This window comes from Pseudarthrobacter scleromae (assembly GCF_014644515.1).
GTDB classification, from domain to species: Bacteria; Actinomycetota; Actinomycetes; order Actinomycetales; family Micrococcaceae; genus Arthrobacter; species Arthrobacter scleromae.
In genome coordinates, this window is record NZ_BMKV01000001.1 from 44582 (window position 1) to 66120 (window position 21539).

Consider the following 21539-nt stretch of genomic DNA (forward strand, 5'->3'; position numbering starts at 1 on the left):
GGATCGACGGGCCTGCAGTCCCCTCGGAGGCCCCACGGCTCAGGGGTCGCGCGGCGCGGTGACGGCGGAGTTTGCCGTCACCCTGCCCGCGGTCCTGCTGCTGCTGGCCATGCTGCTGGCAGGGGCCTCCGCCGGGGTCACCCAGCTGCGGCTGGAGGAGGGAGCGCGTGCCGGCGCCCGCGCACTTGCCCGTGGTGACGACTCCGCCGCTGTGGAAAGGATCGTCCGGACGCTGGCCGGCGGGTCGGCGTCCGCGGCGGTATCGGCCGACGGCGAGTGGCTGCATGTCACTGTTACAGACCGCGTGGGCGGTCCCCTCGGCGCATCCATCCCGTGGCACCTGACTGCGCGGGCCTCCACCCGGAGCGAGACGGCGGGATGACACGCTCCCATGTACCTGGAACGGGGCGCGGGCTCCGGGCGAACCTGACCAGGCGTCGCGGTTCAGGCCGGAACGGGAGTGCAGTTGGCACCAACCGGGAACGCGGTTCGGGGACGGTGCTGGCGGCCGGCCTTGCCCTGGTGGTGATGACGGCCATGGCGCTGATGCTGTTGCTGGCGCAGTCAGCCGTCCTGGCCAGCAGGGCGGCATCCGCTGCCGACCTTGCGGCACTGGCAGCGGCCGACGCCCTGCGCGGCCTCGCCTCCGGGGAGCCCTGCACCGTGGCGGCGGAGGTGGCTGCCCGGCACGGGGCCGCAGTCGTGAGCTGCACCGAGGGTACGGGCCAGACTGTCGAGGTGAGGACCGAACTGGTGGAACGGACGGTGTTCGGCGCTGCCCACGGGCGCTCCCGTGCGGGGCCTCCGCCCTAGCCGGTCCAGGTCAGTGCCGCACTTCCAGGCCCGGGGAGGCGGCTTCGGTGGAGTTCTTGAGCAGGACGTCGAGGAGGGTGACGGCGGCCGCCTTGTCCAGCGGGTTGTTTTTGTTCCCGCATTTGGGTGACTGGACGCAGGAAGGGCACCCGGAATCACACTCGCAGGCCTTGATGGCGTCACGGGTGGCTGTCAGCCAGACCTTCGCCTTGTCGAAACCGCGCTCGGCAAAACCCGCGCCGCCGGGGTGCCCGTCATACACAAAGATGGTGGGCACCCCGGTGTCGGCGTGCAGTGCCGTGGACACCCCGCCGATGTCCCACCGGTCGCTGGACGCCACCAGGGGCAGCAGGCCGATGGCTGCATGTTCCGCTGCGTGGAGCGCGCCGGGAAACTGGGCTTCGATCAGGCCCGCCCCGGTCAGGGAGCGGTTGTCCACCACGAACCAGACGGCCTTGGTAAAGAGTTCGCGGGCACCCAGTTCCAGCGGCTCCTCCCCAAGGATTTCGTTGGAGATGAGTGCCTTGCGCTGGAAGGAGACAACCTGGGTAGTGACTTTGACGTCGCCGAAATGAACAGAGATGTCACCCCATTGCGCCGTCCGCTGGGTTTCCAGCACCTCGATCTGGGTCACGTCCCGGGCTGTGGTGTAGTAGTCGGGATTGGCGCGGCGCACCATCACGCAGTGATCGTCCTCGTTGAGGTCCTCCACCACGTAGCTGTCACCCTGGTGGATGTAGACGGCGCCGGTGTGGGCCTGGTAGTGCGTCTGCGGGGAATCCATCGTGCCAAGGAGGGACCCGGTCTCGGCATCCACGATGCTCACCGGCCCGCCGCCGTCGGCCCGCAGGTTCACCATGGCCGCCGCGCTCTGGGAATGTGTCCAGAACCAGCCCGCGGGCCGCCGCCGGAGGTAGCCCTGTGCCACCAGCCTGTCCAGGAGGGACTCCGCGGTGGCGCCGAACAGGCCCACTTCGGCGGGTCCCAGGGGAAGCTCGGCCGCCGCTGCGCACAGGTGCGGCCCCAGGACGTAGGGGTTGGAGGGATCGAAGACCGTCGCCTCCACTGACACGTCGAAGATCGCCTCGGGATGGTTCACCAGGAAGGTGTCCAGGGGATCGTCGCTGGCCACGAAGGCCGCAATGGCATCCTGGCCCGCCCGTCCGGCCCGCCCGATCTGCTGGAACAGGGAAGCCCGGGTGCCTGGCCATCCTGCCACCAGGACGGCGTCGAGGCCGGAGATATCGATGCCCAGTTCCAGCGCTGAGGTACTCGAAACGCCCAGGAGCTCGCCGGAGCGCAGCGCCCGTTCAACGGCACGTCGTTCTTCGGGCAGGTATCCGGAACGGTAGGCGGCCACCCGCTGCGGCAGGCTGGGATCCACCTCGTCCAGGAGGCGTTTCGCGATCGAGGAGATGGTTTCCGCCCCGCGCCGGGACTTGATGAACGCTATGGTGCGGGTCCGCGCGGACACCAGGTTCGCCAGCAGGTCGGCGGTTTCTGCCACCGCCGTACGCCGTTCCCTGGCGCCGTTCTCACCCCGGACCTCGGTCAGGGCAGGTTCCCAGAAAGCCACGGTGGTTGAACCGTGCGGGGAGCCGTCACGGGACACGGCCTTGACGGGGGCGCCGATGAGCCGGGCGAAGGAGACGTCAGGCTCCGAGGCTGTGGCGGAGGCCGCGATGAATACCGGGCCCGGGTGGGCCGTGCCTGCCCCGTAGTAGGCGCAGATCCGGCGCAGCCGTCGCATCAGGTTGGCCACGTGGGAGCCGAACACTCCGCGGTAGCTGTGGGCCTCGTCAATGATCACGTAGCGCAGGCGGCGGAAGAACCCGGCCCACCAGGCATGGTTGGGAAGGATCCCGAAGTGGAGCATGTCCGGGTTGGCCAGGATGAAGTTGGCGTGGTCCCTGATCCAGCGGCGGGACGCGGGGTCGGTGTCGCCGTCGTAGGTTTCCGCGCGCACGGTGGGCAGTTTCAGGGCGCGGATGGCGTTGAGCTGGTCGGCCGCCAGAGCTTTGGTGGGGGAGAGGTACAGGGTGACGGCGCCGTCGTCGTGGATTTTCCCCGGGTCAGCCAGGACCCGCAGTTCGGAGCGGTGGATGGCGTCGAGGGCCGGCAGCTGATACGCCAGCGACTTCCCTGACGCGGTTCCGGTGGCCACCACAACGTGTTCGCCGCTGTGGGCTATGCCGGCTGCCTCCACCTGGTGCCGGTAGGGCTCCTGGATGCCCAGCGATCCGTACGCCGCAACCAGGTCGGGGTGCACCCACGCGGGCCATGGTTCGTGTTCGGCCGCGCGGGCCGGGATGGTGCGCACATGACGGAGCTGTTCCGGGTCCGGGCCGCGGCCCAGCAAGGGAATCAGGGAGTCATGGGGGTTCACCCCCACATTGTTTCACCCGGCGGGGCCTTGCCGGCCCTGGTTCGCCATGGGGGTAACAGGAAGGGTCAGCTCAGGGAGAGGTCGGAACCGTCATGGGATGCGGAGAGCATCAGCACACGGGAAACGGTGGTCCAGCCGAGGTGGGAATACAGTTTCCGGCCGTCGGCGGAGGCCAGGAGAAGGCCCTCCTGCACGTCGTGCTCGAAGGCCTGGGCGGCCAGGGCACGCATGATGAAACTGCCCAGGCCGCGGCGCTGGAAAGCCGGTTCGGTGATGATCTTGTCAAACACCGCGGTTTCCCCCACCACAAAAACGCGTCCGCTGGCCGCCAGGGTGTCGCCGGAGCGGACCTCTGCGTAGTGCACGCCGTCCTGCTCCCACGTCGAATGCGTGAGGTCGTCGTCGGAGAGCCAGGGATCCTCGGCGTCCTGGGTTTCCATGTCCACGATCATCATTGCCTGCGAGCTGGAGGTCACGTTCAGGCCGTGCCGTTCCGCCAGGGCGGAGTACCGGGGGATGTCATTGGTGAGGATGGTGAGGACCCTCGCGGGTGCTTCGGCCGTCTTTGCGGCCAGGGCTGCGAACTCATCGTCCGCGGGCTCGGAAGCGAAGAACTCCCAGTCGCCGCTGGTGTCGGCGCGAAGCGCAGCAGGGAAACGGCCCTCGGTGGATGTCCTGTAACCGCGACAGCCGGCCCAGCCGGCCACCCACACCTCAAGAAGGCCAGTGATGTCTTCAACCATGGTTTCCGGACTCATGGCATGAGACTATTCCAGCCCGGTCGCCAGCAACAGGGGCCTGCCAAGAGCTTATGCAATTGTGATGCGGCGGAAGCACCGGGACGGGCCGGCAGTCATGGCCGCCGCTCCGGCAGCCGCAGGTTGCCCGCACCGCCCGCCTAACCGTGCCGGTACCCTTAAATACGTGGCTTTAAACCGAATTGTGCTTTTTTACGGCTTTACCCCCCTTCCTGACCCGGAGGCGGTGCGGCTCTGGCAGCGTGCCCTCTGCGAGAAGCTCGGGCTGACGGGCCGCATCCTGATCTCCAAGGACGGCATCAACGCCACTGTGGGCGGTGAGATCGGTGCCGTGAAGCAATACGTGAAGACAACCCGCGAGTACCAGGGCTTCAGGGACATCGACGTGAAATGGTCCGACGGCGGTGCGGAGGACTTCCCGCGCCTCAGCGTCAAGGTGCGCGATGAGATTGTCTCCTTCGGCGCCCCCGGCGAGCTGAAGGTCGATGCCCACGGGGTGGTGGGCGGCGGAACCCACCTCAAGCCCGAGGAACTGCACCAGCTCGTTGACGCCAAGAAGCAAAGCGGGGAGGACCTGGTCTTTTTTGACGGGCGGAATGCCTTCGAAGCGCAGATCGGCCGGTTCAAGGACGCAATCGTCCCGGACGTTGCCACCACCCACGACTTCATCCAGGAGCTGGAGTCCGGCAAGTATGACGGGCTCAAGGACAAGCCCGTGGTCACCTACTGCACCGGCGGGATCCGCTGCGAGGTGCTGTCCAGCCTGATGGTGAACCGGGGCTTCAAGGAGGTGTACCAGCTGGACGGCGGCATTGTCCGCTACGGCGAAACCTTCAAGGACCAGGGCCTGTGGGAGGGCTCGCTGTACGTCTTCGACAAGCGCATGCACCTTGAGTTCAGCGACGACGCGAAGACCATCGGGCAGTGCACCCGCTGCGCAGCGCCCACCAGCAAGTTCGAGAACTGCTCCAACCCCAGCTGCCGCACCCTTACCCTGTACTGCGCGGAGTGCGCCTCCAGCCCCGAGACCCTCCGCTGCCCGGAGGGCTGCGCCGCCTGAGCGCAGGCAACCCCCTCAGAGGAGCCGCAGCCGGTAGGCGTAGTTCGCGCCTGTCCTGGCCTCCACCCTGATGGTGAGCGCTGTCTCCGAGGAGAGATATATAACGTTCTCCCGGTTGATCCCGCACCGGAGTCCCAGGTCCACCAGGGTCAGCGAGTCGCTGCGGACCGTGAAGGTCACGCGCCGCTGGCTGCGGCATGCCAGGGCCAGTGCGTAGGTGCCAGTCCCCAGGACCGGCGTCGACTCCGTCCGGACGTTGCCCGCGGCCACAAGGCCCGCCCCCGCGGAGGCCACGGGCTGCCCGGTGTCGGGCAGCGTGCGGGCCGCCCACGCGCCAACGTCCTGCTCGCTGACGGGGTCGTTCTGCAGGGGGTCGCGGGTGAACACCGGCCCGGGAAGACGCGTCCCTTCCGCCTCGACGGGCCCGGGCAGGTTCCGCCCGTCGTCGTACGTATATTCACACCCGCCCAGCACCATCCCGGCGGCCATGGCAGCAATAACGACGGCGGCGGCCGGCTTCCGCGCCGGCCGCACCCGTGCGCCCCCACCGGGAGCCGTGGGGACGGTGGATGGCGCGGAGGCTATCCGCACACTGGGCATAGTCCGACTGTATGCCCGCCGGCGACGGCGGGCCAGAGCACGGGGGGCGGTTATTCCGCGGGCGTCAGCCGGTAGGCGTAAATGAGGGGTGCGTCCACGCTGTACGTGCTGATGTCCAGCGCGCCGGCGTCCGGCAGGGTGATTTTTGTAATTTCCCGGCTTCCGTTGCAGGCCGCTCCGGCGTCCGCCAGCTTCTTCCCGTCCAGCGATACGGCGAAGAAGGCCTTCCCGCCACCCTCGCACGTGGCGGTGAGGGTGTAGCGCCCCGCCGGGACATCGGCGGCTTCCCTGATGATGCGGTCCCGGTTGAGGATTTTGCCGGCGTCCTCAAGGACCGCTCCCGGAGCCGGGGGCAGCGCGGTGGCCTGCCACTGCGGGACGTCCGCGTTTTCGATGGAAACAACGGGGGAGCACCCGGCCAGGAGAAGAGCCGCCGCAGCCGCGGATACGACGGTCCACGGCATCAGGCGGGCGCGCCTCGCGGCCCGGAGCCGGGCGCGCGGAAGGACGGAAGAACGCGAAGGCATGCCTCAACGCTACCCGGTGCCGGCCGCCCCGGCCTCCCGCGCCCGCCGGACTAAACTTGGGCAGTGCCTAAATCCCCATACGAGTTCACCGCCGGCAACACCCCGGACGCACCCCGCAGCGACCTCCCGGAACTGCTCACGGCCCTCGCCGCCGACCTGCGGGGCGTGGACTACACGCCCGACGGCGTCGCCCGGCTTCTGGGCGCCGCCGCCTCCGCTGCCCTGAACCGGGACCAGATCATTCCGGCCCTGCTGGCAGTGGACCGGGCTGTGCGGCAGGACGGAGGGAACGCGGCGCTCGCCGCAGTCGTCCGCCTGTGGCTCCTTGCCGAGCCGCAGCCGAAGGACACGCTCGACGCCGCCCTTCCGGGCATCGGTGCCGGCGGCCTCCTCACGCTGGGGCTTGTTGAGCCCGTTCCCGTCGCGGGGCTGCTGGCTGCCAAAGCTGATCTGCGGCCGTACGGGTGGGAGGGGAACGAAGGTCACAGCGACAGCGGCAGCGGGGGTGCGGAGCTCTGGGTGGCCAGCGATCTGGCCGCGCACCAGCAGGCGGGGGTGCTGCGGCACGACCATGTGCTCGGCATCGGCCAGGCGTCCACCACCCTGGTGCAGACCACCGTCCGCCGCCATACGGAACGCGCCCTGGACCTCGGCACCGGGTGCGGCATCCAGACCTTCCACCTGCTCCACCACTGCGAGCACGTCACGGCGACGGACATCTCCGAACGGGCGCTTGCTTTCACGCGCTTCAACATCCTGCTCAACGCCGCCGCCCTGTCCATTGACCCGTCCCGGCTGGAGGACAGGGTGAGCCTGCGCCTGGGCTCACTCCTGGACCCCGTGGCAGGCGAGGAGTTCGGGCTGGTGGTGTCCAATCCTCCGTTCGTGATCACGCCGCGGAGCGCAGGGGAGGCCGCCGCGGAGCAGTTCACCTACCGCGACGGCGGCCTTCCGGGCGATGAGATTGTGGCCTCGCTGGTTGCCGCCTTGCCAGGGGTCCTTGCGCCCGGCGGCACCGCGCAGATGCTGGGGAACTGGGAAGTGGTGGCCGGAACCGGGTGGCAGGAGCGCCCGCGGATGTGGGTCCGGCCGGACACGGATGCCTGGTTCATCCAGCGCGAGCAGGTGGGGCCGGAGCAGTACGCGGAAACCTGGCTGCAGGACGCCTCCGAGGGCCGGGACCGGCAGCACTACCGGGACGCTTACGCGGCCTACCTGGCGGACTTCGAATCGAGGAACGTGGAGGGCATAGGCTTCGGCATGGTCTGGCTCCGCCGGCCGTCGGCACCCGGGCAGGGCACGTTCAGCCGGTTCGAGGAGATCACCTACCCCATTGAGCAGCCCATCGGCCCCCACTTGGGCGCCGCCGTCGAACGCGTTGACTGGCTCGCCGCGCACAGCCTGGAGGACGCGCACCTGCTGGTGGCGGAGGACGTCACGGAGGAGCGGCACCAGCGCCCGGGGGCGGAGCACCCTGGCGTGATCCTGCTGCGGCAGGGCGCGGGCCTGCGCCGGACAAACCTGCTGAGCACCGAGCTGGCAGGCTTCGTGTCGGCCTGCGACGGTGACCTTTCCGCCGGGCAGATTGCCGGTGCTTTGGAGGCGCTGCTCGGCGGCGGGATGGTGGACGAGGACGGGTTCGACGCCGGTTCTTTCCGGGGCGGTCTGATCACCGATGTGGCCAATCTGGTGCGGGACGGCTTCCTGATCCCCGCCGCCGGATAAGGCACGGAGCAGGGCGCCGACGGCGCCCGGCAGAACCCCCTTCTTTTCCACATGGATGCGCACATTTCTGCAAAATATGGTGAACTAGGCCAGTATGGGCGCATCTGCCCGAGCAACCTTTTTCTGTAGGAGCACCGTGCCAAGCAAGGCCAAAACCGGCAAGAAACTCGTGATTGTGGAGTCTCCGGCCAAGAGCAAGACCATCGCCAAGTACCTCGGCGAGGGTTTCATCGTAGAGGCCTCCATCGGTCACATCCGCGACCTGCCGCAGCCGTCCGAACTCCCCGCCGAGCTGAAGAAAACGTCGGTGGGCAAGTTCGCCGTCGACATTGATCACGACTTCAAGCCCTACTATGTGGTGTCCGCGGACAAGAAGAAAAAGGTGACTGAGCTCAAGGCTGCGCTCAAGGACGCCGACGAACTTTACCTCGCAACCGATGGGGACCGCGAGGGCGAGGCCATCGCGTGGCACCTGCTGGAAGTGCTCAAGCCCAAGGTCCCTGTTTATCGGATGACGTTCGGCGAAATCACCAAGGAAGCCATCCAGCGCGCCATGGGCAACCTGCGCGATGTGGACACCGCGCTGGTGGACGCTCAGGAGACCCGCCGCGTCCTGGACCGCCTCTACGGCTACGAAATTTCCCCGGTGCTGTGGCGCAAGGTGGCGCGCGGCCTGTCCGCCGGCCGCGTGCAGTCCGTAGTGACCCGCATGGTGGTGGACCGCGAACGCGAGCGGATGGCCTTCAAGGCCGCCTCCTACTGGGACCTCACGGGCCAGTTCGGCGCCGACGCCGGCTCCTTCAAAGCCAAGCTCGCCGCCGTGGACGGGGCCAAGGTTGCCAGCGGCCGGGACTTCAACGACGACGGCGTCCTGACGTCGAAGAACGTTGCCCACCTGAACGAGGAACTGGCTGCGTCCCTGGCGGCAGGGCTGCAGGACGCTTCGTTCACTGTCCGGTCCGTGGACACCAAGCCCTACACCCGGCGCCCGGCCGCGCCCTTCACCACCTCAACGCTGCAGCAGGAGGCCGGCCGCAAGCTGCGGTTCTCCTCCAAGAGCACCATGCAGGTGGCCCAACGGCTGTACGAAAACGGTTACATCACCTATATGCGTACGGACTCCTCCGCGCTGAGCGACGAAGCCCTCACCGCCGCGCGGCGCCAGGCGTCCGAGCTCTACGGCCCGGAGTACATCCCGCAGTCACCGCGCGTGTACACCGGCAAGGCAGCCAACGCGCAGGAAGCGCACGAGGCCATCCGCCCGGCCGGCGACTCGTTCCGCACCCCGGCCCAGGTGGCCAAGCAGCTCTCGGGCGACGAATTCCGCCTGTACGAACTCATCTGGAAGCGCACCGTCGCGTCCCAGATGGCCGATGCGAAGGGCTCGACGGCGACCATCCGGCTGGGTGCCGTCGCTGCGGACGGCCGGGATGCCGAGTTCTCGGCTTCCGGCACCGTGATCACGTTCCCCGGCTTCCTCGCCGCCTACGAGGAAGGCAAGGACGAGACCCGCGGAGACGACGATTCCGACGACGCCCGCCGGCTGCCCAACGTGGCCAAGGGTGATGCCCTCAAGGCCTCCGAGATCCTGGCAGTGGGCCACGAAACCTCGCCGCCGCCGCGCTACACCGAAGCGTCACTGACGGCTGAGCTGGAGAAGAGGGGCATCGGCCGCCCGTCCACCTACGCCTCCACCATTTCCACCATCCAGGACCGCGGATACGTCCGGAAACAGGGTTCTGCGCTGGTCCCCAGCTGGATCGCCTTCTCGGTGATACGCCTGCTGGAGCAGCACTTCAGCGACTACGTTGACTACGAGTTCACCGCGGACATGGAAGGCGACCTGGATAAGATCGCCAACGGCCAGGCCGTGGGCGCCTCCTGGCTCCGCCACTTCTACTTCGGTGAAGACTCGGACCCGGGCCTGCTGAGCATCGTGAACAACCTGGGCGAGATCGACGCCCGCGAAATCAACTCCATCCCCATCACCGATGAGATCACGCTCCGGGTGGGCAAGTTCGGCCCGTACCTGGAAAGCTCGGCCGCCACGGTTGACCCGAAGACGGGGGAGATCGTGGAGTCGCCCCGCGCCAACGTGCCCGAGGACCTGGCTCCGGACGAGCTGACGGCTGCCAAGGCCATTGAGCTGATGGAAACCGCTGCCCCCGAGGAACGGGTGCTGGGCACCGACCCGCATACCGGGCACACGGTGGTTGCCAAGAATGGCCGCTACGGCGCCTACGTCACCGAGGTCATCCCGGAGATGACCGAGGAACAGATCGCCGCCCAGCCCGTGGAGTACTACAAGAACGGCAAGCCCAAGCCGCCGAAGAAGCCGGTCAAGGCGAAGCCCCGCACCGGCTCGCTGTTCAAGTCCATGACCGTGGAGTCGGTCACCCTGGACGAGGCGCTGCAGCTCATGAGCCTGCCCCGCGCCCTGGGGGAGGACGCCGAAGGCAACCTCATCACGGTGCAGAACGGCCGGTTTGGTCCCTACCTCAAGAAGGGGACCGACTCCCGGTCCATCGGCTCCGAGGAAGAGATCTTCACCATCACCCTGGACCAGGCGCTGGAGATCTACTCCCAGCCGAAGCAGCGCGGTGCCCGGGCCGCCGTCCCGCCACTGGCTGAGTTCGGCCCGGACCCGGTGTCGGAGAAGAACATCGTGGTGAAGGAGGGCCGCTTCGGCCCCTACATCACGGACGGGATCACCAACATCACGGTTCCGCGGGCAACCTCCCTGGAGGAGCTGACCCGCGAACAGGCCGTAGAACTGCTGGCGGAGAAGCGTGCCAAGGGTCCGGTGAAGCGTACGGCCACCCGCAAGGCTCCGGCCAAGAAGAAGGCCACAGCCAAGAAGTAGGCCGTGAGCGCCGAGTTCGCCGGAACGGTGCAGGCTCGTTGGTAAGAAACCGGCGAACCAGCATTATTCCGGCGATTTCGCGTCAAGACAGCGGCCCTGTTTGCGGTGCCGGGCGCAACGTGATCGGGTAGAGGGATGACTGAACAGCCAGCGCACACTGATCTCCAGCCCCTCAACGACCTCGAGGAAAAGCTCGCCAAGGGCGGGCAGCCTGACGCCAGCCCGGTAGACGTCATCCTGTCCTTCCTGAACAGCGAGGTCTACATCATCAGTTCGGACGGCATCGAGGGCGAGGACTCCCAGGTGGAGCCCCTGGTCCTGGGCAATGCCGACGGCGACCCCGTCCTCGCCGTCTTCTCGCACCCCAGCCGCGTGGACCAGCAGTACCTCGAAGCTGCTCCCAACGTGCTGGGAACCCAGGGCGCGGCCATCATCGCCAACATCGGCGACGAGCTTGGAATGGTCATCAATCCGGGCGCAGCCTACGGTTTCGAGATCAACCCCGAAGGCGTGGCCAACATCAAGCGCGACTTCAAGCGCGCTGACGAGCAATAATGGCACCATGCGGCTAGGCGTCCTCGATATCGGGTCCAATACTGTCCATCTCCTCCTGGTGGATGCCCACCCCGGCGCGCGCCCGGTACCCTTTGCCTCGCACAAACGGCCGCTGTCCCTGGTCCAGTACCTGGAGCCGGACGGCAGCATCAACGACGCAGGCCAGCACGAGCTCACCGAGTTCGTCCTTGAAGCCTGGGAGTTTGCGGCAAGGCACAAGGCCGAGGACCTCCTGGCCTTCTGTACGTCAGCCATCCGCGAGGCCACCAACGGGCCCGAGGTCCTGGCCCGCGTCAAGCACGAAACCACCGTGACCCTGCAGGAACTCACCGGCAGCGAAGAAGCATCCATGACCTTCTTCGCCGTCAGGCGCTGGCATGGGTGGGGCGCCGGACCCATCCTGAACCTGGACATCGGCGGCGGCTCCTTTGAGATGGCCTTCGGCCAGGACGAGCTTCCGGAAGTTGCCACCTCCGTGCCGCTGGGTGCCAGCCGGCTTACGCGGGACTGGCTGTCCGAAGATCCGCCGTCGGCCAAAAGCGTCAAAGAGCTGCGGCGGTACATCCGGGCCACCCTCAAGCCTGCGGTCCGGGAGTTCGACGGGCTGGGCCGGGCCAACGTGGTGGCGGGAACATCAAAGACCTTCCGTTCCCTGGCGCGGATCGCCGGGGCCGCCCCCAGCGCGGCCGGCCCCTACGTCAAGCGCGAGCTGCAGGCCTCGGACCTGGGCGTGTGGGCGCAGCGCATATCGGCCATGAAGGTCGAGGACCGGTTGCACCTGCCGGGCGTCTCGGAAGCCCGCGCCCACCAGCTGCTGGCCGGAGCGCTGGTGGCGGAAGCCGCTCTTGAACTCTTCAAGTTCAAGAAGCTGAGGATCTGCCCGTGGGCCCTGCGCGAAGGCCTGATCCTCCGCCGGCTGGACCAGCTGGTATTTTCCGGGCCGCTGGAGCTGGCGCCCCACCTGGCGCCGCCGCAGGCTGTCGAAGCCGCAGTCTAGAAACCCCTTAAAGCGGAAATACCGGCGCCGGCAACAGGAAAATGGGGGAAAACCTGTTGCCGAACGCCGGTACCCTGGCAGGAATCCCCATCCCTGCCGCATCACTCGCACCCTCAATGAGGTACTCACTACGTTAGGGCGCCAAGTTGTGAGGCACCTGCACCCAACATGGGAGCCACCTGTGAATGGATTTCGGGGAGTTCCCACTATTTTCGTGTCCGTCCCGGGTCATGGTTTTCTGCGTCTGCCCGGCCGAACTGTAATGATGGAGCCATGAGCAACCGAATCGCATTCCTTGGCTGTGGATCCATGAATGAAGCAATTCTGAGTGGCCTGCTGGAATCCGGAACGGATCCGGCGGACGTCGTCGCAACCGTCCGGAGGGCAGAGCGCGCCGCCGAGCTGGCGGAACGGCACCACGGGGTGACCGCAATCGCCGGGGAAGAGGAGCCGGACAACAACAAGCAGGCAACCAAGGGATCCGGCGTCGTGATCCTTGGCGTCAAGCCTGTTGGCATTACGGAACTTGCACGGGAAATCAGCAGCTCGCTCTCGCCCACCACGGTGGTGGTCAGCGTGGCCGCGGCGGTGTCCATTGCGCAGCTTGAGGCGGCACTGCCGGCAGGGCAGCCGGTCATCCGGTCCATGCCCAATACACCGGCCAAGCTGGGCCGCGGCGTGGTGTCGGTCTCGCCGGGCACCAACTGCACCCCGGAGCAGCTCCAGCGGGTCAAGGACGTCCTGCACGGCGCGGGAACGGTGGTGGAGGTCCCCGAGGAGCAGGTGGACGCGCTCTCGGCGATCAGCGGCTCCGGACCGGCCTACGCCTTTTACCTGGCGGAGGCGATGGCCGCAGCAGGCCGTGAGCTTGGCCTGGACCCGGATCTGTCGCTTCTCCTCGCCCGGGAAACAGTGGCCGGAGCCGGCTTTATGCTGGCCGAGCCCGGCGCCGATCCGGGCGCACTGCGTAAAGCCGTAACCAGCCCGAACGGCACCACCGAGAGGGCCATCGCCACGTTCGACGAGCGCGGCCTGCCCGCCATTATTGCCGCCGGTGCCCGCGCCGCCGCGGAGCGGGCAGCCGAGATCACCAGGCAGCTCGGCTGACTCGGAACTAGGGCCGGGCTGCGAACCGTTCCAGCAGGTCCACGTGGCCGGATACGATCAGCATGTCCCGGGAGGACACCTTGGTCTCCGGGCGGGCGTAGGTGAAGTCCTCACCCGGTGACTTCACGCCGACGATCGTCACGCCGTACTTGGACCTGACCTTGGATTCGTCCAGCGTGAATCCCACCGTTTCGCGCGGGGGGTACATCTTGACGATGGCGAAGTCGTCGTCGAATTCGATGAAGTCCAGCATCCGGCCGGAGACCAGGTGCGCGGCCCGGACGCCGGCGTCGGCCTCCGGGTAGATCACATGGTTGGCGCCGATGCGGGTAAGGATTTTGCCGTGGGAGGGCGTAATGGCCTTGACCCAGAGGTGCTCGATGCCAAGGTCCACGAGGTTGACGGTGATCAGCACCGAGGATTCGATGGACGTGCCCACCCCCACGACGGCCGAGCTGAACTCCTGGGCGCCCAGCTGGCGGAGCGCGTCGATGTTGGTGGCGTCAGCCTCCACCACGTGGGTCAGGGTAGCGGCCCACTTTTGGACCAGGGTCCGGTCGCGCTCGATGGCCAGTACTTCGCGGCCCTGCTTCACCAGTTGTTCGGCCGTTGCCGATCCGAACCGGCCAAGCCCAACGACCAGGACCGGCGCGTTGTGTGCGGGGCGCCGCGGGGCATCTGGGGAACTAGCCAATGATGGGCCTCTCTTCCGGGTAGTGGTACAGCTGCCTGCGTTGCCGCAGGGCGAGGGCGGCGGCGAGGGTTACTGTACCAACACGCCCCATGAACATCAGTGCAGTCAGGACGTACGCTCCTGCCGGTGGCACCTCGGCGCTGAGGTTCGTACTGAGACCGCAGGTAGCAAAAGCGGAAATCGCTTCGAACAGCACGCGGTCAAGGGGCGCGCCGCTGATGTTCAGCAGGAGGAACGAGCCTACCGAGACCAGGGTGGCGCCGGCGACGATCACCGAAATTGCCACCCGCATGGCACCCTGCGGGATCGTGCGGCCGTGGACCTTCACGTCGGCATCACCGCGGGCCTCCGCCACGATTGCCAGGAACATGATGGCGATGGTTGTCACTTTGATGCCGCCGGCCGTCGACGCGGAGCCGCCGCCGGCAAACATCAGGGCGTCGGTCAGCAACATGGTGGTGGACTCAAGCTGGTTTTGATCCACAAGGTTAAAACCGCCCGAACGGATCTGGACGGAAGCGAAGACCGAGTGCAGGACCTTGTCACCGATGCCCATGGTTCCGATGGTGCGCTGGTTGTCCCATTCCATCAGCGCCCAAAGGACGCTGCCCGCCGCGAAGAGGATCAGGGACACTTCGATCGTCAGCTTGGTGTGGAGGTTCCACTTTTTCCAGTTGAGCCCGTTCTGGAGCAGGACCATCACAACCGGAAACCCCAGGCTGCCAAGGAACACACCAGACATGATGGGAATCAGAATCCACAGGTCGCTCGCGAAGGGAACGATTCCGTCCGCGTGCGCGGTAAAGCCTGCGTTGTTGAACGAGGATATCGCGTAGAAGAAGCCATGCCAGACAGCGCCCCAGAAGGTCTCACCGAGTACCAGGAACCGGGGGATGAGGACAAGCGCCAGGACGGCCTCGATCACCACCGATGTGGTGATGACGATCCGCAGGAGAGTTCCCACTTCGCCCAGCCGCCCGGCGTTGTTCATGGACTCTGCCGCAATGATCTTTCCGCGGACGCCCAGCCGCTTGCTCACCATGAGCGCCAGCAGTGACGCGAGTGTCAGGGTGCCAAGGCCTCCGATGAAGATCGCGATGAGGATGACCAGCTGGCCGAAGAAGGACCAATGAACGGCAGTGGTAACCACTGTGAGGCCCGTAACGCAGACGGCGGACACCGCTGTGAACATGGCCTGGTGGAGGGGGGTGACGTTACCGTCCGCTGATGAGGCCGGCAGCGAGAGGAGAAACGTGAAGAGCAGGCAGACGGCGGCGAACACCGTCAGGGCAAGCCGGGCCGGCGAGGTGTTCGCAATGTCGTCGACGAAGTCCCGCAGCCGCGTAAGGATCCAGAGGCCTTCCCGCTCCTGCCCTGCGGGATGCCAGTTGGCCGGGGTACGGGGCCTCGACTGGCTTTGCGTCATGTGTGGCTTTTCCTCGGTAGAAACTGCTTCCCTCAGTAGTAAACCACTAATGCATGCGTCATGACTGGGCAAGAGGGGTGCCGCGCTCAGGTAGCCTGTGATTGATGACATACCTGCCGGGCCTCACCTTGCCCGCGCCCCCAACGGTGGTGGCGTGGAGTTCTGACATGACCGCCTACAATTTCGGCCCGGGCCACCCCATGGCGCCGGAGCGCATGGACCTGACAGCCCGGTTGGCGGCCACCCTTGGGTTGTTTGACCTGGAGCATGTTGCGGTGGAGGCGCCGGGAGTGGCGGACGACGCCGACCTTGAGTCCGTGCATTCCCCCGAGTTTGTAGCGGCGGTAAAAAAGGTCAGCGCACATCCTGGCCAGCCTGACGAGGCCCGCGGCCTGGGCACCGAGGACGACCCCGCTTTTGCCGGAATGCACGAGGCAGCGGCCCGCCTGGCCGGAGCTTCGCTGCTGTCCGCCTCCCGGATCCTGGACGGTTCAGCCCTGCGCGCCATCAATTTCGGCGGCGGCATGCACCACGCCTCCCGCGAGCGGGCCAGCGGGTTCTGCATTTATAACGACGCTGCACTTGCCGTGCAGAAGCTGCTCGACGGCGGCATCCGCAGGGTGGCGTACATCGACGTCGATGCGCACCATGGGGACGGAACGGAGAGTATTTTCTGGGACGACCCCCGCGTGCTCACGGTTTCGCTGCACGAGAGCGGGCTGACGCTGTTCCCTGGCACCGGGTTCGCGAACGAGATCGGCGGTCCGCAGGCGGAAGGGACGGCCGTGAACGTCGCGCTGCCCTCGGGAACGGGGGACGCCGGCTGGCTGCGCGCCTTCTACGCTGTGGTCCCTCAGCTGGTGGCCGCCTTCCAGCCGGAGGTGATTGTCAGCCAGCACGGCTGCGACTCCCACCGCCTGGATCCCCTCACGCACCTCAACCTCAGCGTTGACGGGCAGCGGGAGGCCGCCTCCGCCGTCGGGAACCTTGCGGCCCGCCACTGCGACAACCGCTGGATCGCCACGGGGGGCGGCGGCTACAACGTCCTCCAGGTGGTCCCGCGGTCCTGGAGCCACTTGATTGCGATCGCGGCCGGTCGGCCCGTGCCGCTGCGCACGCCGGTACCGCAGGACTGGCGTGACTACGTCCAGGAGAAGTTCGGATCCTCCGCGCCGGAGCTGATGAGTGACGATGTGGAGCTCTGGTGGCGGTCGTGGGAGGTCGGATTCGATCCCAATGACGCCGTGGACCGGACGGTGATGGCAACCCGGAAATCCGTGTTCCCGCTCCACGGACTCGACCCCTGGTTCGACTGACGCGCTGCCTTCAGGTGTTCCGCTTCTCCGTCTGGAACACCACTCCCGCCGCGCCGATGAGCCATCCCAGCAGCGATAACGCGAAGGCCCCGATCAGGTCCGTGGACGCGGTTCCCTTGGCGAGCCAGAGCAGCAGGACGGCCAGGCCCACTGCGAGGTAGACGATGATGGCTGCGACGATCCTCCCCGACAGCCTGGCGGTGACGTCCGACGGGTTGACCGCAGTGGAGCTGCCCGGCGCCCCGGGCCCTGATGTCCGGCGGGCATCCTGTTCAGACTCGTCACGGCGGACCTCGGAGATGGTAAAACCCAGCGCCGATGCCGTCAGCGAACTCAAGGACGTTGCCAGGACGCCGGCCGCAGTCACCAGGGCTCCATTGAGGGGCGGCGCAGCAGTCCGTCCGTCGGGCACCCAGAACCCCACGCGCAGCAGCACCGAGCCCCACACCGCGACAAAAAGGCCCAGGAACACGAACGCGATGATGTTGAACAGTTGCTGGCGGACTATATCCATGCCACCCACTCCTCAGGTCACGCTGGGCGCTGACCGGAAACCCGGGGCAACCCTGGATCCGTTCTAGCACCGCGGAAGAACCTGGGCAATGGCGTTCGGGTACGGGCCGAAATAGTTGATGCCTTTCGGCGTATATGTCGCTAGGGTTGAGGCATGGTGACAGACGACGTATTTGCCGTCATAGCGGAATCGACCCGGCGTGACATTTTGGTTTCCCTCCGCTCCGGAGACAAGGCCGTGGGCGAACTGGTGGAGGAACTGGCCGCGAGCCAGCCCACCATCTCCAAGCACCTCAAAGTCCTTCGCGAAGCCCAGCTGGTGAGCATGAGGGCCCAGGGCCAGAAGCGCTACTACGCACTCAACCGCAAACCTCTGGAGGGCATCGCCACCTGGCTTGAGACCCTCGACGTCGGCGCGGCGGCGCCAGCGGAAGCGGCCGGCCGGGTGCCCGTGCACGCCGCCGCTGCTGAAAGCAGCCAGGAACAGGCTTCCCGCACCACCCCCCAGGGGGCACCCGCGCACCAGGAAGCCGCCACTGCCGGCGCCGTGGCGGCGGAGGCTGTGTCCGCCGGTGTCCTGGCGCGCGACGGCGCCGAGCTGAGTCCCGCCGTCGTCATTCCCGGCGGAACCACGGCGCCCCTGAGCGATGACAGCGTGCCCCAGCAGATCGGCAGGACCGTGGGGCGTGCCGCCACCAAGGCCGCCGACCTCCTGGCGAACCTCCCCACCCTGCCGAAGTTCGGCCGCAAAAAGTAAGTAGCAGCAAGTGTCGTTCTGAGCGTTCAAAACGACACTTACTGCTACCTGGTTGCGGGTTTAGTTGTTGAGCAGGCGCACGTGCTCCGGGGTCAGTTCGGAGATGCTGCTGACACCCAGCAGGGCCATGGTGCGGGCCATGTCCTTCTCGAGGATCTGCAGCGTGCGGTCAACGCCTGCCCGGCCACCGGCCATCAGGCCGTACAGGTAGGCGCGGCCGATCAGCGTGAAGTCCGCGCCGAGGGCAAGGGCGGCCACGATGTCCGCGCCGCTCATGATCCCTGTGTCCAGCATGATCGCGGCTTCGCTGTTGTCCGCGGTGAAGGCCTGCTTGACCTCGGGGAGCAGGTGGAACGGGATGGGTGCCCGGTCCAGCTGGCGGCCGCCATGGTTGGAGAGGACCACGCCGTCGGCGCCATGGTCGACGACGCGGCGGGCATCTTCCACGGTCTGGATGCCCTTGACCACCAGCTTGCCCTTCCAGGTTTCGCGCAGCCAGTCCAGGTCCTCGAAAGTGAGCGTGGGATCGAACATGGAGTTGATGAGGTCGGCCACGGTTCCGGTGTAGCGGGACAGCGACGCGAACGTGAGCGGCTCGTGCGTGAGGAAGTTGAACCACCAGGCGGGGCGGTAGGAGGCATCAAGGACGGTCTTGACAGTCAGTGCCGGCGGGATGGTCATGCCGTTGCGGACATCGCGGAGGCGGGCGCCGGCCACGGCGGTGTCCACGGTGACCATGAGGGTGTCGTTCCCGGCTTTGGCGGCCCGCTCGATCAGTTCCAGCGACCGGTCGCGGTCCGTCCAGAGGTACAGCTGGAACCAGTTGCGGCCGTTCGGGGCTGCAGCCGCCACATCCTCGATGGACGCGGTACCCATGGTGGAGAGGGTGTAGGGGATTCCTGCAGCTTCCGCGGCCTGGGAACCGGCGTACTCGCCTTCGGACTGCATCATGCGGGTGAAGCCGGTAGGGGCGATGCCCACGGGAAGCCGGGAGGACTTGCCCAGGATTTCGGTGCTCAGGTCGATTTTGGAGACGTTGCGCAGGATGCCGGGCCGGAACTCGATGTCCAGGAACGCCTCGCGGGCACGGCGGAGGGTGATTTCCCCTTCGGCAGCGCCGTCGGTGTAGTCGAACGGTGCCTGCGGGGTGCGGCGCTTGGCGATGTCGCGGAGCTCCCAGATAGTGCTGGCCCGCTTGAGCCGTGCTTCCTTGCTGAACTCGGGCTTCTTGAACTGCATCAGCGGGGCCAGATCCGAGTATTTGGGGATCCGGCGCTTCAGCGCTGCCGGCACCGCGGAAACGGCCTGTGGGGTGGCGGGCCCGGGGGTGGCTGCCGGGACATCGGTGGCGTCCGGGGCAGGGGTTGTCTCCGGATTGTTGGGCTGGATGGTGTGGGTCATGGCGTCCTCCATTGGGCCGGCAGGTCCGCGTCCGGGACCTCCTGTGGTCTAACCACACTGTAGGCCATGTGGTTGGACCACATCAAGTACCATGGCCCTATGCGTACGCACCAGCTTGTCTTGTCCTGGATTGAGGCCGAGCTTTCCGAGGGCCGGCTGGCCGTGGGTGGCCGGCTGCCGGCCGAAAGGACGCTCGCCGAACAGCTGAAGGTTTCACGCACGTCCGTGCGGGAAGCTATCCGGATCCTTGAGGCCATGGGCGTGGTCCGGGCCGGGGTCGGCTCGGGCCCGGACGCCGGGACGGTGGTCATTTCGGATCCGACGGCGGCCCTTGGCTCAGCTTTGCGCCTGCACGTGGCCACGCAGCACCTTCCAGTTGCGGACATCGTGGAAACCAGGATGCTCCTTGAGTCCTGGGCGGCGTCAAAGGCGAGTCGGCAGGCTCCGGAACTGGAGGCGGCCGGCAGCCTGTTGGACGAGATGGCCGCTGAGGGGTTGGACGTTGACGAATTCCTGGCGCTGGATGTCCGGTTTCACCTGGCCCTCGCCGATGCCGCGGGAAATGCCGTGGTCAGCGCCATGATGGGGTCACTGCGCGAATCGATCCAGCGCTACGCCGCGCAGCTGACGTCCAACCTTCCGGACTGGGAAGCAACAGCCTCGCGCCTGAAAGCAGAGCACTGCGGGATCCTTGCCGCCATCAGGGACGGCGACGGCGACCGCGCGGCACAGCTGGTGGCAGCCCATATCGAGGGCTACTACCGGGAAGCCGGAATGGGCCTATCCATCAGCTCCTGAACGAGGCTGGTGCTCAGCCGTGGACTGCCGTACGGGCAGCCTTTGCCGGACCGGTGCTGGCGCGTACCTCGAGCTTTGGCTGGTAGCGGCTGCCGGGAGCGTCGCTTTCCTCGTTGCGGATGAGGGCCCGCAGTTGGTGCCAGGCCTGCTCGCCCAGCTCGGTAATGGGAACAGCCGCCGTGGTGAGCGTCGGCGTCGTGTATTTTGCGAAGGGAATGTCGTCGAACCCGGTGACGGAGATGTCGCCGGGGACGTCCAGGCCCCGTTCATGCAGCCCGCTCATCAGGCCCATCGCCACCAGGTCGTTGAAGGCAAGGATCCCCGTGGCGCCGCTCTCCAGCACCGCATCCACCGCACCGTGCCCGGTATCGAAGTCCGAGCCGCCTTCCAGCATGGTGACCTCCACCTGCGGATGGGCCGCCTTGAAGGCCTCCAGGCCCTGGAGCCGGAGGTTGTTGGACGCGCTGCGCGGAGGACCTGCCAGGAAGGCGAGGCGGGTATGGCCCAAATCCACCAGGTGTTCGGCGATATCCTGCACGCCCTGGCCATAGTCCACCACCAGGCTGGGGACCCCTGCAGCGGCCGTGGTGCGGTTGATGAGGACCAGTGGCCGGAGGGACGGCGCAATCTCCTCCAGTTCGGCGTCGCTCATGCGGGGCGCGCAGAGGACCAGCCCGTCGCACCGCCGGCGTGCCTCACCCGCCAGGATGGTTTCCTCGCTGGAGACCTCAAAGGAATCGGCGATGAGCACGCGGTACCCGTCCTGGGCGGCAGCCCGGCTCAAGCCACGGAGGATGGCCTGGAAGGTGGGGTTGGCCAGGTCCGGGACCACAATACCGATGGTGTCTGTCTTGCCCAGGGCCAGGCTTCGGCCCACGGGGTTGGGCTGGTACTTCAGTTCCACCGCGGCCGCCCGGACGCGGGCAGCGATCTCGGGGTCCACCGTGAAGTTGCCATTCATGACGCGCGAAACCGTCGCGTGGGAGACTCCTGCCCTCACGGCAACGTCTGCGATGCCGATCCTGCCGGATGCCGATTTCCTGACCATGCGTGGTCCCTTCCTTCGCGCCGCGGCCGGCAGATGGTGGCGCCGTTCCGTTGCAGGGCAGGATCCGAACCGACTGTGTGGCGGCGTACTCGTCAAAGCATGTAGTGAGTGACAGCATATAACGGGACGGGAAAGCGATTTCTCTTCTTTTCCCACTTTTTCCCGCCAATTTTCCCGTTCTTTCCCGGTCTTGAA

At 66.9% G+C, this 21539-nt stretch carries 20 protein-coding genes; 11 read left to right on the forward strand and 9 right to left on the reverse strand.

Annotated features, from left to right (window positions below; genetic code table 11):
• Window positions 1-58: 58 nt before the first annotated feature.
• Together IEX33_RS19250 and IEX33_RS00215 are read left to right on the forward strand one after the other, a co-directional pair.
• On the forward strand, window positions 59-382 hold the full coding sequence (locus IEX33_RS19250; protein ID WP_229675154.1) for a TadE family type IV pilus minor pilin: 324 nt from the start codon (window positions 59-61) through the stop codon (window positions 380-382).
• Complete coding sequence (locus tag IEX33_RS00215; RefSeq protein ID WP_188726782.1) at window positions 379-813, forward strand: Rv3654c family TadE-like protein; 435 nt, start codon at window positions 379-381, stop codon at window positions 811-813. The genes IEX33_RS19250 and IEX33_RS00215 overlap by 4 nt, the downstream gene beginning before the upstream one ends.
• 10 nt (window positions 814-823) lie before the next feature.
• Here IEX33_RS00215 and IEX33_RS00220 read toward each other — a convergent pair whose 3' ends face one another.
• A complete protein-coding gene (locus IEX33_RS00220) occupies window positions 824-3199 on the reverse strand; it encodes a DEAD/DEAH box helicase (RefSeq protein ID WP_188726783.1) in 2376 nt (791 codons plus the stop codon).
• 65 nt (window positions 3200-3264) lie between these two features.
• Entirely contained in the window at window positions 3265-3957 is a 693-nt protein-coding gene (locus IEX33_RS00225; protein ID WP_104184718.1) for a GNAT family N-acetyltransferase, read from the reverse strand.
• 166 nt (window positions 3958-4123) lie between these two features.
• On the opposite strand from IEX33_RS00225, the gene trhO reads away from it, so the two are divergent.
• The gene (gene trhO / locus IEX33_RS00230) at window positions 4124-5017 is read left to right on the forward strand and encodes an oxygen-dependent tRNA uridine(34) hydroxylase TrhO (protein ID WP_188726785.1); all 894 of its coding nucleotides are present in this window, start codon (window positions 4124-4126) and stop codon (window positions 5015-5017) included.
• Between the two features lie 15 nt (window positions 5018-5032).
• Here trhO and IEX33_RS00235 read toward each other — a convergent pair whose 3' ends face one another.
• Together IEX33_RS00235 and IEX33_RS00240 are read right to left on the reverse strand one after the other, a co-directional pair.
• The gene (locus IEX33_RS00235; RefSeq protein WP_229675155.1) at window positions 5033-5617 is read right to left on the reverse strand and encodes a hypothetical protein; all 585 of its coding nucleotides are present in this window, start codon (window positions 5615-5617) and stop codon (window positions 5033-5035) included.
• A 50-nt stretch (window positions 5618-5667) separates the two neighbouring features.
• Window positions 5668-6144 (reverse strand): hypothetical protein, encoded by a 477-nt coding sequence (locus IEX33_RS00240; protein ID WP_188726788.1) that lies wholly within the window; start codon window positions 6142-6144, stop codon window positions 5668-5670.
• Window positions 6145-6207: 63 nt separating this feature from the next.
• Between IEX33_RS00240 and IEX33_RS00245 the strand changes: the two genes are divergently transcribed.
• The 5 genes from IEX33_RS00245 to proC all read left to right on the forward strand — a co-directional run bounded on the left by IEX33_RS00245 (window position 6208) and on the right by proC (window position 13391).
• Entirely contained in the window at window positions 6208-7869 is a 1662-nt protein-coding gene (locus IEX33_RS00245) for a DUF7059 domain-containing protein (protein ID WP_188726789.1), read from the forward strand.
• A gap of 136 nt (window positions 7870-8005) precedes the next feature.
• Window positions 8006-10732, forward strand: coding sequence for a type I DNA topoisomerase (topA, locus tag IEX33_RS00250; protein ID WP_188726791.1), 2727 nt, complete (start codon window positions 8006-8008; stop codon window positions 10730-10732).
• Window positions 10733-10867: 135 nt separating this feature from the next.
• Window positions 10868-11287 carry an SseB family protein gene (locus IEX33_RS00255; RefSeq protein WP_174177147.1) on the forward strand — a complete coding sequence of 140 codons (420 nt, stop codon included), beginning with the start codon at window positions 10868-10870 and terminating at the stop codon, window positions 11285-11287.
• 7 nt (window positions 11288-11294) lie between these two features.
• Entirely contained in the window at window positions 11295-12284 is a 990-nt protein-coding gene (locus IEX33_RS00260) for a Ppx/GppA phosphatase family protein (RefSeq protein WP_188726793.1), read from the forward strand.
• A gap of 273 nt (window positions 12285-12557) precedes the next feature.
• Window positions 12558-13391: a pyrroline-5-carboxylate reductase gene (gene proC / locus IEX33_RS00265; protein WP_188726795.1), complete on the forward strand. Its 834-nt coding sequence runs from the start codon at window positions 12558-12560 to the stop codon at window positions 13389-13391.
• Between the two features lie 7 nt (window positions 13392-13398).
• Here the strand turns inward: proC and IEX33_RS00270 are convergent, their stop codons facing one another.
• Window positions 13399-14085, reverse strand: coding sequence for a potassium channel family protein (locus IEX33_RS00270; RefSeq protein WP_104184709.1), 687 nt, complete (start codon window positions 14083-14085; stop codon window positions 13399-13401).
• Complete coding sequence (locus IEX33_RS00275) at window positions 14078-15511, reverse strand: TrkH family potassium uptake protein (RefSeq protein ID WP_188726797.1); 1434 nt, start codon at window positions 15509-15511, stop codon at window positions 14078-14080. The genes IEX33_RS00270 and IEX33_RS00275 overlap by 8 nt, the downstream gene beginning before the upstream one ends.
• Window positions 15512-15615: 104 nt before the next feature.
• On the opposite strand from IEX33_RS00275, the gene IEX33_RS00280 reads away from it, so the two are divergent.
• On the forward strand, window positions 15616-16827 hold the full coding sequence (locus IEX33_RS00280) for an acetoin utilization protein AcuC (RefSeq protein ID WP_188726799.1): 1212 nt from the start codon (window positions 15616-15618) through the stop codon (window positions 16825-16827).
• Window positions 16828-16837: 10 nt separating this feature from the next.
• Here IEX33_RS00280 and IEX33_RS00285 read toward each other — a convergent pair whose 3' ends face one another.
• Entirely contained in the window at window positions 16838-17341 is a 504-nt protein-coding gene (locus IEX33_RS00285) for a hypothetical protein (RefSeq protein ID WP_188726801.1), read from the reverse strand.
• A 153-nt stretch (window positions 17342-17494) separates the two neighbouring features.
• Between IEX33_RS00285 and IEX33_RS00290 the strand changes: the two genes are divergently transcribed.
• Window positions 17495-18097: an ArsR/SmtB family transcription factor gene (locus IEX33_RS00290; RefSeq protein ID WP_188726802.1), complete on the forward strand. Its 603-nt coding sequence runs from the start codon at window positions 17495-17497 to the stop codon at window positions 18095-18097.
• Between the two features lie 60 nt (window positions 18098-18157).
• Here IEX33_RS00290 and IEX33_RS00295 read toward each other — a convergent pair whose 3' ends face one another.
• Complete coding sequence (locus IEX33_RS00295) at window positions 18158-19498, reverse strand: alpha-hydroxy acid oxidase (protein ID WP_308421936.1); 1341 nt, start codon at window positions 19496-19498, stop codon at window positions 18158-18160.
• A gap of 99 nt (window positions 19499-19597) precedes the next feature.
• Here IEX33_RS00295 and IEX33_RS00300 point away from each other — a divergent pair, with 99 nt between their 5' ends.
• Window positions 19598-20296: a FadR/GntR family transcriptional regulator gene (locus tag IEX33_RS00300; protein WP_188726804.1), complete on the forward strand. Its 699-nt coding sequence runs from the start codon at window positions 19598-19600 to the stop codon at window positions 20294-20296.
• Window positions 20297-20309: 13 nt separating this feature from the next.
• Here IEX33_RS00300 and IEX33_RS00305 read toward each other — a convergent pair whose 3' ends face one another.
• Window positions 20310-21344 carry a LacI family DNA-binding transcriptional regulator gene (locus IEX33_RS00305; protein ID WP_188726807.1) on the reverse strand — a complete coding sequence of 345 codons (1035 nt, stop codon included), beginning with the start codon at window positions 21342-21344 and terminating at the stop codon, window positions 20310-20312.
• Window positions 21345-21539: the final 195 nt, after the last annotated feature.

Bases quoted from the DNA above. Each gene is read 5' to 3' on its own strand.
- IEX33_RS00215 (WP_188726782.1), top strand. From the start codon at position 379: ATGACACGCTCCCATGTACCTGGAACGGGGCGCGGGCTCCGGGCGAAC.
- IEX33_RS00225 (WP_104184718.1), bottom strand. From the start codon at position 3,957: ATGAGTCCGGAAACCATGGTTGAAGACATCACTGGCCTTCTTGAGGTG.
- IEX33_RS00235 (WP_229675155.1), bottom strand. From the start codon at position 5,617: ATGCCCAGTGTGCGGATAGCCTCCGCGCCATCCACCGTCCCCACGGCT.
- IEX33_RS00240 (WP_188726788.1), bottom strand. From the start codon at position 6,144: ATGCCTTCGCGTTCTTCCGTCCTTCCGCGCGCCCGGCTCCGGGCCGCG.
- IEX33_RS00255 (WP_174177147.1), top strand. From the start codon at position 10,868: ATGACTGAACAGCCAGCGCACACTGATCTCCAGCCCCTCAACGACCTC.
- IEX33_RS00260 (WP_188726793.1), top strand. From the start codon at position 11,295: ATGCGGCTAGGCGTCCTCGATATCGGGTCCAATACTGTCCATCTCCTC.
- proC (WP_188726795.1), top strand. From the start codon at position 12,558: ATGAGCAACCGAATCGCATTCCTTGGCTGTGGATCCATGAATGAAGCA.
- IEX33_RS00275 (WP_188726797.1), bottom strand. From the start codon at position 15,511: ATGACGCAAAGCCAGTCGAGGCCCCGTACCCCGGCCAACTGGCATCCC.
- IEX33_RS00280 (WP_188726799.1), top strand. From the start codon at position 15,616: ATGACATACCTGCCGGGCCTCACCTTGCCCGCGCCCCCAACGGTGGTG.
- IEX33_RS00285 (WP_188726801.1), bottom strand. From the start codon at position 17,341: ATGGATATAGTCCGCCAGCAACTGTTCAACATCATCGCGTTCGTGTTC.
- IEX33_RS00290 (WP_188726802.1), top strand. From the start codon at position 17,495: ATGGTGACAGACGACGTATTTGCCGTCATAGCGGAATCGACCCGGCGT.
- IEX33_RS00295 (WP_308421936.1), bottom strand. From the start codon at position 19,498: ATGACCCACACCATCCAGCCCAACAATCCGGAGACAACCCCTGCCCCG.
- IEX33_RS00300 (WP_188726804.1), top strand. From the start codon at position 19,598: ATGCGTACGCACCAGCTTGTCTTGTCCTGGATTGAGGCCGAGCTTTCC.
- IEX33_RS00305 (WP_188726807.1), bottom strand. From the start codon at position 21,344: ATGGTCAGGAAATCGGCATCCGGCAGGATCGGCATCGCAGACGTTGCC.